The 10,556-nt window shown below is 62.2% G+C and carries 7 protein-coding genes and 1 pseudogene; 1 reads left to right on the top strand and 7 read right to left on the bottom strand.

The window, feature by feature from the left end:
- Both MESS4_RS06090 and MESS4_RS06085 read right to left on the bottom strand, forming a co-directional pair.
- Positions 1-882: pseudogene (locus tag MESS4_RS06090) on the bottom strand (hypothetical protein); the annotation flags it as partial.
- A gap of 74 nt (positions 883-956) precedes the next feature.
- On the bottom strand, positions 957-2,255 hold the full coding sequence (locus tag MESS4_RS06085; RefSeq protein ID WP_006327751.1) for an adenylosuccinate synthase: 1,299 nt from the start codon (positions 2,253-2,255) through the stop codon (positions 957-959).
- Between the two features lie 318 nt (positions 2,256-2,573).
- On the opposite strand from MESS4_RS06085, the gene MESS4_RS06080 reads away from it, so the two are divergent.
- Positions 2,574-3,464, top strand: a complete 891-nt coding sequence (locus MESS4_RS06080; RefSeq protein WP_006327749.1) for a DMT family transporter — start codon at positions 2,574-2,576, stop codon at positions 3,462-3,464.
- 182 nt (positions 3,465-3,646) lie between these two features.
- Here the strand turns inward: MESS4_RS06080 and serA are convergent, their stop codons facing one another.
- The 5 genes from serA to glmM all read right to left on the bottom strand — a co-directional run bounded on the left by serA (position 3,647) and on the right by glmM (position 10,314).
- A complete protein-coding gene (gene serA, locus MESS4_RS06075; RefSeq protein ID WP_006327747.1) occupies positions 3,647-5,245 on the bottom strand; it encodes a phosphoglycerate dehydrogenase in 1,599 nt (532 codons plus the stop codon).
- A gap of 177 nt (positions 5,246-5,422) precedes the next feature.
- Positions 5,423-6,598, bottom strand: coding sequence for a phosphoserine transaminase (locus MESS4_RS06070; RefSeq protein ID WP_006327746.1), 1,176 nt, complete (start codon positions 6,596-6,598; stop codon positions 5,423-5,425).
- Positions 6,599-6,783: 185 nt separating this feature from the next.
- A complete protein-coding gene (locus tag MESS4_RS06065; RefSeq protein WP_006327745.1) occupies positions 6,784-7,644 on the bottom strand; it encodes an outer membrane beta-barrel protein in 861 nt (286 codons plus the stop codon).
- 228 nt (positions 7,645-7,872) lie between these two features.
- Positions 7,873-8,721, bottom strand: coding sequence for an outer membrane protein (locus tag MESS4_RS06060; protein ID WP_006327744.1), 849 nt, complete (start codon positions 8,719-8,721; stop codon positions 7,873-7,875).
- A 240-nt stretch (positions 8,722-8,961) separates the two neighbouring features.
- Complete coding sequence (gene glmM / locus MESS4_RS06055; protein ID WP_006327743.1) at positions 8,962-10,314, bottom strand: phosphoglucosamine mutase; 1,353 nt, start codon at positions 10,312-10,314, stop codon at positions 8,962-8,964.
- Positions 10,315-10,556 lie beyond the last annotated feature (242 nt).

The raw sequence follows: 10,556 nt of genomic DNA, 5'->3' as shown, positions 1-10,556 counted from the left end.
CGGCGTGGTCAGGGCCGCGACGGATTCGCCCTCGCCGATGCCGCTGTGTCCTGCCGCGGGGCCAGGATCGACCTCGCCGCCCTCGGGCGTCAGGCGCTGGGTGAACTTGGCGCTTTCGGCGGCGTCGGTGGCGGCCGGTGTGGCCGGCGGTGTTGCCGCTGCATCGGTTGCCGGCTTGGCCGGAGCCGGCTTCACCAGCGGTTCGGTGGTTGCGACCTTGGTGTCGCTGAGGCCCAGCATGTCGCTGAACGCATCCTTGTTCAGCCAGATGCCATAGCCGCCGCCAGCAACGACCAGCAATCCGACGACAGCGGCGATCAGACCGCCATAGCCGCGCTTGCGCTCTGCAGGGCGCAAGCGCTGGAAGGTGTCCGTGGCCGGCTCTTCCTCGTTGGAAAAGGCGTCGCTCCTGAAGACATCGTCCCTGGAGACATTGCTTTTGCCACCCGCCGCTTGAAAATCCATGTCGGTGGACACCGGATCGGAGCGGTTTGGGGGAACAGGCGCGGGCGGCGGTTTTTGCCAGTTCGGCGCCGTCTTGGCGGCAGGCGCGGGCTGCCACGCCGGTTCGCTCTTCGCCGGCTGCCGGACATGGCTGGATTGGTTCTTGTTGCGGTCGATGGAGGAGAAGATGTCTTCCAGTTCCGCCAGCGGATCGGACGCCGGCGCAGGCTTGGCATAATCGCGCTCGATGCTTTCGATAGCGTCTTCCAGGGTCCGCTTATGCTGGGCGATGGCCGCAGGCGCCAGCGGCGGTACACGCTCGGCAAGTTTGTCCGCGATGGTTGAGCGAGCCTTGTCATAAACTCTCGCGCGTACCTCCGGCGTCGGGTCAACGATGCCGGCGAGCGTCTTTTTTAGAGGACTAACAAAATCTACCATGCTTCAGTCGACCTGCATTTTGTTCCTGGGCCGGCCCCCGCAAATCAGCCGCGATGCCCGGAAAGGCTGAGAAACTAATCTTGAAACGGATCGGTCACAAGTATTGTGTCGTCCCGTTCCGGGCTGGTGGAGAGGAGCGCGACCGGCGCGCCGATCAGCTCCTCGATGTAACGAACATATTTGACGGCCTGGGCCGGCAGATCGTTCCAGCTTCTGGCGCCGGCGGTGGTGCCTTTCCAGCCCTCGAGCGTCTCGTAGACCGGTTCGACGCGCGCCTGCGCACCCTGGCTGGCAGGCAGATAGTCGATCGTCTCGCCGTCGAGCCGGTAGCCGGTGCAGACCTTGATCTCGTCCAGCCCGTCGAGCACGTCGAGCTTGGTCAGGGCGATGCCCTTGATGCCGTTGACCGCGACGGCCTGGCGAACCAGCACGGCATCGAACCAGCCGCAGCGGCGCTTGCGGCCGGTGACGACGCCGAATTCGTGGCCACGCGTGCCCAGGAACTCGCCGATCTCGTTCTTCTGTTCGGTCGGAAACGGGCCTTCGCCGACACGCGTCGTATAGGCCTTGGTGATGCCGAGCACATAGCCGATGGCGCCCGGGCCGACGCCGGAACCGGCTGCGGCTTGGCCGGCGACGGTGTTGGACGAGGTGACGAACGGATAGGTGCCGTGGTCGATGTCGAGCAGCGTGCCTTGCGCGCCCTCGAACAGGATGCGCTCGCCGGCGCGCCGCTTGTCGTCGAGGATCTTCCAGACGCGGTCCATGTAGGGCAGGATCTCGTCGGCCACCGAACTCAGCTCCTGCATGATCGCGTCATGCGTGACCTCGGCATGGCCGAGCCCGCGGCGCAGCGCATTGTGGTGCGTCAGCAGCCTGTCGACCTTCAGGGGCAGCGTTTCCAAATCCGCCAAATCCATCACCCTGACCGCGCGCCGGCCCACCTTGTCCTCATAGGCGGGGCCGATGCCGCGACGGGTCGTGCCAATCTTCGTTCCGGAATTGGAAGCCGCATCCTCGCGGAATCCGTCCAGTTCCCGGTGCAAGGACAGGATAAGCGCGGTGTTTTCGGCTATTTTCAGGCGCTCCGGCGTCACTTCGACGCCTTGCGCCTTCAACTTCGCCACTTCCGCGACGAAGGCGTGCGGATCGAAGACGACGCCATTGCCGATAATGGACAATTTGCCTTGCCGCACCACGCCGGACGGCAGCAGCGACAACTTGTAGACCTTGCCGTCGACGACCAGCGTATGGCCGGCATTGTGGCCGCCCTGGAAGCGCACGACGACATCGGCGCGTTCCGACAGCCAGTCGACGATCTTGCCTTTGCCTTCGTCGCCCCACTGCGAGCCGACGACCACCACATTGGCCATGTTTCATTTCCCTTGAGACGCCGCTAGACGCGGCTTGAAATGGTTCGAAACGACAGGCCTCTATCGCATCGGCCGGAAAATCGGAATCGATTTCCCGAAATCACGATGCGAAGGTTCAAAGCCTTGAGACGCGTACTTTGTGCGCCCAATTGGACGCATGTCGCTCTATAGCGTCTAGAGCAGGCTGACGCGACCATTCTTTGCCGCTGAAAACGCCCTGAGGCACAACAATTTTCAGCTTTGCCATCATTTACTTGGGCAGACCGTGGCAATAGGCCGACCCAGGTCCTTGAAGCCCCCGCCGGCCGGAACTTATCGATGCATCGAACCGCCTATCTGTTCCTGCTGATCACCACCTTGCTGTGGGGCGGCAACTCCGTGGCCGGCAAACTGGCGGTCGATCATATTTCGCCGATGACGCTGGTCTTCCTGCGCTGGGTTCTGGCGGTTCTGATCATGCTGCCGATCGGCTGGCGGACGCTGCGCGAGGACTGGCCGGTGGTGCGCAGGCACTGGCTGGTACTGGCGGCACTGGGCGCCAGCGGCTTCACCTTCTTCAACGCGATCTTTTATACGGCGCTCAACTACACGACCGCCATCAACGTCTCGATCGAACAGGCGGCGATGCCGATCCTGATCATCGTCGCCAATTTCATATTTTTTCGCTTGCGCGTGAATTGGGCCCAGATTGTTGGCGTGGTGCTGACCATCGCCGGCGTGATCCTCACCGCCTGCCACGGCGATCCGCGGCGACTGCTGACGCTGGAGCTCAACTTCGGCGATGCGATCATGCTGGTCGCCGTGATTCTCTACAGCGGCTATTCGGTAGGGTTACGATTGAAGCCGGCCATGCGCTGGCAGAGCCTGATGCTGGCGCTGTCGATTGCGGCCCTCGTCACGTCGCTGCCTTTCTTCCTGTGGGAAATCGCCGCCGGCAAGGTAATCGTGCCCGATGCGCGCGGCTGGGCGGTTACGATCTACACCGCCATCGGCGCCTCGATCGTTTCGCAGATCTTCTACATCAGGGGCAACGAATTGATCGGCGCCAACCGGGCCGGCCTGTTCATCAACCTGGTGCCGATCTTCGGGACGCTGCTTTCGGTGCTGATCGTCGGCGAGACGTTCCACCTTTATCAGGCCCTGGCGCTCTTACTGGTGCTGGGCGGCATCAGCCTGGCCGAATACAATGGAAGGAAGATGGCGATATAATGCATGTCGCCCAAAAGTGTGCAGCGGTTTTGGGGCAACGACATGCATAAAAACAAAGACTCAAAGCGCGTCGCGTGAACCCCATCACACGCGACGCGCTTTGGCCTGTGCTCGGCACCGGTTGAGGATCGGGTAAATGCGCTGTTCCCAATCGCGATCGACCGGAAACTTCTGACTTCGTCTCACGCGATGCCCACGTCGAAATGCAGTCTCTTGGCCGAGTCGATCGACTTGTGCGAGCGCACCTGCTCCAGCACGTTTTCCGGGAACGGCGCGTCGAGATAGAGCAACGCGATGGCATCGCCGCCCGGCCGGTTGCGGCCGAGCTGGAAGTTGGCGATGTTGACGCCGTTCTCGCCGCAGACCGTGCCGAGCAGGCCGATAATGCCGGGCGCATCGGCATTGGTCGTGTAGAGCATGTGCTGGCCGACCTCGGCGTCGAGATTGATGCCCTTGATCTGGATGAAGCGCGGCTTGCCGTCCGAAAAGCAGGTGCCGGCGATCGAACGCGTCCGGTGCTCGGTCTTGACCGTCAGCTTGATGTAGCCGTCGAACACGCCCGACTTGTCGCGCTTGACCTCGGCGACGATGATGCCGCGCTCCTTCACCATGATCGGCGCCGACACCATGTTGACGTCGGAGACCTGCGGTCGGATCAGCCCGGCAAGGGCGGCACTGATCAACGCGCGTGTGTTCATCGTCGCGGTCGAGCCATCGAACAGGATCTCGACCTCCTTGATCGGGTCTTCGGTGACTTGGCCGACAAAGGCGCCGAGCACTTCGGCAAGCTTGACGAAAGGTTTGAGCCGCGGCGCTTCCTCGGCGGTGATCGAGGGCATGTTGATGGCGTTGGAAACGGCACCCTTGATCAGATAGTCGGCCATCTGCTCGGCGACCTGCAGGGCGACATTCTCCTGCGCCTCGGCCGTCGATGCGCCGAGATGCGGCGTCGCCACCACATTCTCCATGCCGAACAGTTCGTTGTTTTCCGCTGGTTCGACCTCGAACACGTCGATACCGGCGCCTGCCACCTTGCCGCTCTTCAAGCCCGCGATCAGATCGGCCTCGACGATCAGCCCGCCACGGGCGCAGTTGATGATGCGCACCCCGGTCTTCATCTTGGCGATCGCCGCTGCGTCGATGATGTTGCGCGTCTTGTCGGTCAGCGGCGTATGCAAGGTGATGAAATCGGCGCGAGCGAACAACTCGTCCAGTTCGACCTTCTCAACGCCGAGCTCTTCGGCGCGGCTATCCGACAGGAACGGGTCGAAGGCGACGACGTGCATCTTCAGCCCGACACCGCGCGTGGCGACGATCGAGCCGATATTGCCGCAGCCGATGACGCCCAGCGTTTTGCTGGTGATCTCGATGCCCATGAAGCGGTTCTTTTCCCATTTGCCGGCATGGGTCGAGGCATTGGCTTCCGGTATCTGGCGGGCCAGCGCGAAGATCATGGCGACGGCATGTTCCGCCGTGGTGATCGAATTGCCGAAGGGCGTGTTCATCACGATGATGCCCCTGCGGCTCGCCGCCGGGATGTCGACATTGTCGACGCCGATGCCGGCGCGGCCGACCACCTTCAGCTTGGTGGCGGCGTTGATCAGCTTCTCGGTGACCTTCGTCGCCGAACGAATGGCGAGGCCGTCATACTGGCCGATCACTTCGAGCAGCTTTTCCTTGTCCTTGCCGAGGTCCGGCAAATAGTCGACCTCGATGCCGCGGTCTTTGAAGATCTGCACGGCAGTGGTGGAGAGTTTGTCTGAGACGAGAACGCGGGGCATGAGCTTGGTCCTTTGCGATTGGCGTCCCTCCCCCTTGAGGGGAGGGTCGGCGCGAAGCGCCGGGGTGGGGTCGGTGCGGCCGGACGCGGCCGAATCTTTCTGGATGGTGGCTCGTTGAGCTGGGTGGAGGGAACCCCACCCGGCCCTTCGGGCCACCCTCCCCTCAAGGGGTAGGGATCAGGCGGCCGCCTTGAGCGACGCCTTCTGCTGGGCGAAGGCCCAGTCGAGCCAAGGCAGCAGCGCTTCAATGTCGGAGGTCTCGACCGTCGCCCCGCACCAGATGCGCAGGCCGGGCGGCGCGTCGCGATAGGCGCCGATGTCGTAGGCGATGCCTTCCTTGTCGAGCGCGGAGACCAGCCCCTTGGCGAAGGCCGCCTGCCCGTCGGCGTCGAGTGCCGCGACATCCGGGTCGGTGAAGGAAAGACACACGGACGTGTTCGACCGCGTCGCCGGATCGATGGCGAGATGGCCGAGCCACGAGGATTTGCCGACGAAGCCGTCGAGAACGGCGGCATTGGCGTCTGCGCGGGCAATCAAGGCGTCGAGCCCGCCGATCGACTTCGCCCAGAGAAGCGCATCGAGATAGTCCTCGACGCACAGCATCGACGGCGTGTTGATGGTCTCGCCCTTGAAGATGCCTTCGATCAGCTTGCCGCCCGAGGTGAGGCGGAAGATCTTCGGCAGCGGCCAGGCCGGCTTGTAGCTCTCCAGCCGCTCGACGGCGCGTGGGCTGAGGATCAGCATGCCGTGTGCGCCCTCGCCGCCCAGCACCTTCTGCCAGGAGAAGGTGACGACATCCAGCTTGCTGAAATCGAGCCTTTGTGCAAACGCCGCAGAGGTCGCATCGCAGATGGTCAGACCTTTGCGAGTGGCCGGAATGAAATCGCCATTGGCAACGCGCACGCCTGAGGTCGTGCCGTTCCAGGTGAAGACCACGTCGCGGTCGAAATCGATCTTTGTAAGGTCCGGCAGCGCGCCGTAGCCGGCCTCGATCTTGCGCATGTCGGCGAGCTTCAGCTGCTTGACCACGTCGGTGACCCAGCCGGAACCGAAGCTTTCCCAGGCGACCATGTCGACGCCGCGCTCGCCGAGCAGCGACCACAGCGCCATCTCGACCGCGCCGGTATCCGACGCCGGCACGATGCCGATGCGGTAATCAGTCGGAACCTGAAGTATCTCGCGCGTCAGCTCGATCGCCTGTTCGAGCTTGGCCTTGCCGATCTTGGCGCGATGGGAGCGTCCGAGCGCCGCCTTGGTCAGCGCCTCGACCGACCAGCCGGGGCGTTTTGCGCAGGGACCTGAGGAAAAATGAGGATTTGCCGGACGGAGTCCGGGCTTCGTATGCGTCGTCATCGTGGTCTATCCTTCCAGATAGTGGCCCCTCGTTGGGGAGGGGTGGCCCACGGACGGCGATATGCGTTCAGGCTTCCGGCGTCAAGAGGAAAGTTTTTGTCGCGGGCAGGACATTACAGCGCAGCAACCGAAAACGGAACGGCGGGCCGAAGCCCGCCATACGGATTTTTCGGCCTTCGCCTGTCCTACCACAAATCGTAGCGCAAGCCGAGCTTGACCGTCTGGTAGTCTATGCCCTTCTTGATGTTGAACGCGCCATCGTCATAGGCGACGAATTTTGCCCCGGGCACCGCGAAATATTCGTAGCCGAGGTCGAGCGATACGTTCTTGGTCACCCGATAGGAAAGGCCGGCGCCGATCGAATAGGCAAGGTTGAACTGGGCTCCCGTGTCGGTCTCGCCCTCGTAGCCCGCCGGGTCATCGCAAATGAAGCCTCCGGTGCCGGAGGGGTTGGCCTCCACTTCCTTGCAATCGCGCGCGCCGATGCTCTTGTAGTACTTGTTGTAGGCGACACCGAGGCCTCCGCCGATATAGGGCGTGATCCCGACATAGGTGCCGAGATCGACATAGCCATTGGCCATGACGCTGTAGCCCTTGTTGGTGGCGTTATCGAAAAGGTCGCACTCCTGCGAGGTGGGGACGGTTATGATATCTCCGGAGGCGTTCTTGGCATATGTCGAACCATCGCAAGTGGCGGCCAGCTTATCACGGTCCGCGAACTCGTTGGTGGGCAGGATCCCGCCGTTCAGCTCGAGCCGCAGATAATCATTGAAGTGATAGCCCATGCCGATGCTGCCCGTGAACAGGCTGGCCTCCGATGTAAAACTCTCCATTGGCCCGGTCACAGTCGACTCATTTTCGAACGGATGGCTGAACGCATAGCCGACATCGCCGCGCAGATACCATCCAGAGCCGACCTCGACCGGCACATAGTCCGGCGCCTGGTCGACATAGATCGGCGGATCGTAGTCGGCGCTGAGCGCCTGCGACAGCGGCGTAAGCATGATTGCGGCAAGCGCCAGCGCTATGCGCGTTTTGAATGTCATGGTCCCCGACTCCTGAACTTGGCGCCATTCGCGATCGCAGGCGCCGTCTCAGGAGGCATTGTTAACCATAGTGGTTAAGTGGCGGTTAAGGATAACAGGTGGTTAGCGAATTGATCTGAGCGGCTCTTCTTTAGAGCAAGCTTAGATCGGTTCTCACCTGGAATAGCCCAAACGAAAGCGCCCGGCTTTGGCCGGGCGCTTCGCAAATGCTTGGCTTTCGACGGGTGCTTACTTGGTGTAGACCGGCTCGGGTTCCGGTTCGTAGGGCTCCGGGGCTGGAGCACAATCCGACTTGCCAAACTGGTAGCGCAGGCCGCCGCGCACTTCGTGCACATTGATGCCGTTGTCATAACCTGGGCCGACATTGCTGTCTGAAGCATAGTCGAACATCTTGCCGCCATTGATGTGGCTGAACCGGTAGCCGACATCGAGCTTGACGCGGTCGGTCAGGCAATAGGATGCGCCTGCCATGGCGGCATAGGCAAAGCGCCAACCCTTGCCGCCGCGATGCTCGAAATTGCCGTCATCGTCGCTGTTTTGCAGCGTATCCCACTTTACCCAGGCCCCGCCGATGCCGGCGCCGACATAGGGCGTCACACCGCGCCAGGTGCCGATATCGACATAGGCATTGGCCAGCAGCAGCATCGCCGAATAGGACGAAGTATCGACTGATGTGCAAGGGGTCTGCAATTCGCCGCAAAACCCGCTGGTCGAGCCGCGGAATTTGGATTTGCTCATCCAGTCCGCGGTGAGATCGGTGCGAAAATACTGGTTGATCTGGTAACCGACGCCGGCGCCGGCCGAAAAGGCACTCTTCAGCTTGCCGCTGTCGAAGCTGCCGGGATTCTGCGGCGCATCCGCGCTGTAGGTGGTGTAGTCGGCGCCGCGAAACTTCGACCAGTGATAGTCGATGTCGCCGCGAATATACCAGCCGCCATATTCGGCCGGCTGTTCATAGACGGGCGCCGGCGGCGCCTGCTCGACCACGGGCGGTTCCACGAAGTCGGCGGCAAACACCGGTCCGGCTACGCCCGCGAACAGCGCGGCAAAGAGGGCCATTCTTGCTGTATTGAACATACTTGTCACCCCTAAGAACCCTCGGAACGGCGAACGCGTCCGGCTATGGTTGATTTCAGCGTGGATAATGAATCGCAAAGGTTAAAAGGCGTTTAACCCTGTCGGTTAACCACGAATCTTTTGAATTCTAGGGAATTGGGCAGCCGTTTCTGGCGGCCGCTGCTGCAGGCAGGTGGACGCGCAGATCCGACGAAAAAGCCCGCCGGGAGGCGGGCTTTTGTAACGCTCTGGTGAGTAGGATCAGGCGGCGCTGCGCGCTTCCGAAATGACCTCGACGATATCGTTGACGACCGCTTCGACCAGTTGCTGGTCGTCGCCTTCCGCCATGACGCGGATGAGCGGCTCCGTGCCAGACGGCCGGATGACCAGGCGCCCGGCCTTGCCGAGGCGGTGGCGTGCATCTTCGATCGCCGCCTTGACCGGGGCCTCCTCGAGCGGCTTGCCGCCGGAAATATGGACGTTCTTCAGAAGCTGCGGCACCGGTTCGAACTTCTTCGACAATTCGCTGACCGGCCGGTTCTGCCGCTTGATGCAGGCGAGCACCTGCAGCGCCGAGACGAGGCCGTCGCCGGTCGTGGAAAAATCGGACAGCACGATGTGGCCCGACTGTTCGCCGCCGACATTCAAACCATGCGCGCGCATGTGCTCGACGACGTAACGGTCGCCGACCTTGGTGCGGTGCAATTCCAGGTTCATGTCGCCGAGGAAGCGTTCGAGGCCGAGATTGGACATCACCGTCGAGACGACGCCGCCGCCGGCCAGCCGTCCGCTCTGCTGCCAGGACTCGGCGATCAGCGCCATGATCTGGTCGCCATCGACGATGGCGCCATTTTCGTCGACGATGACGACGCGGTCGGCATCGCCGTCGAGCGCGATGCCGATATCGGCGCGCACTTCGTGCACCTTCTTCTGCAGGCTCGCCGGATGGGTCGATCCGCATTCCTTGTTGATGTTGAAGCCGTTGGGGTCGACATTGAGGGCGACGACATCGGCGCCGAGCTCCCACAGCGCCTCGGGCGCCACCTTGTAGGCGGCGCCGTTGGCGCAATCGACGACGATGCGCAGTCCCGAAAGCGACATCGAGCGCGGCAACGTGCGCTTGGCGAACTCGATATAGCGGTCATGCACGCCGTCGACTCGCTTGGCGCGGCCGAGCCCATCCGAATCGGCGAGCGCCAGTTCGATGTCCTTGTCGAGCATCCCCTCGATGCGCTCCTCGATCTCGTCGGAGAGCTTGTAGCCGTCTGGGCCGAACAGCTTGATGCCGTTGTCGTAGTAGGGATTGTGCGAGGCCGAGATCATCACGCCGATATCGGCGCGCAGCGAGCGCACCAGCATGGCGACCGCGGGCGTCGGGATCGGGCCGAGCAGGAACACGTCCATGCCGGCGGCGCACAGGCCAGCCACCATCGCATTCTCGATCATGTAGCCGGAAAGCCTGGTATCCTTGCCGAGCACGACGCGGTGGCGGTGGCTGCCGCGCTGGAACGAAAGGCCGGCGGCCATGCCGACCCTCATGGCGACCTCCGCCGTCATTGGAAACCTGTTTGCGCGCCCGCGAATGCCGTCCGTGCCGAAATAACTTCCTGCCATGCTAGCCACCTTCCTCGATGGTTCTTCGCGAAAACTCATGCCACAATTGGCCTAAGCCCCTATCATCACATTGAATGATTGTGCGTTACCAATCCTTAGAAAATCATTGTTTTGTGTGTTTTGTATCACGCTGCAATGAGATTCAGCCGCCCATCGCCTGAATCTCAACAGGCGTAGTCATTCCTTATCAGGTCGAAAAGCAAGCTCGCAATGGGCTTCAATCCCTCTGCTCCATCCACACG

Source organism: Mesorhizobium sp. STM 4661, assembly GCF_000359125.1.
GTDB lineage: Bacteria > Pseudomonadota > Alphaproteobacteria > Rhizobiales > Rhizobiaceae > Mesorhizobium.
This window is presented reverse-complemented; position numbering and strand designations above follow the sequence as displayed.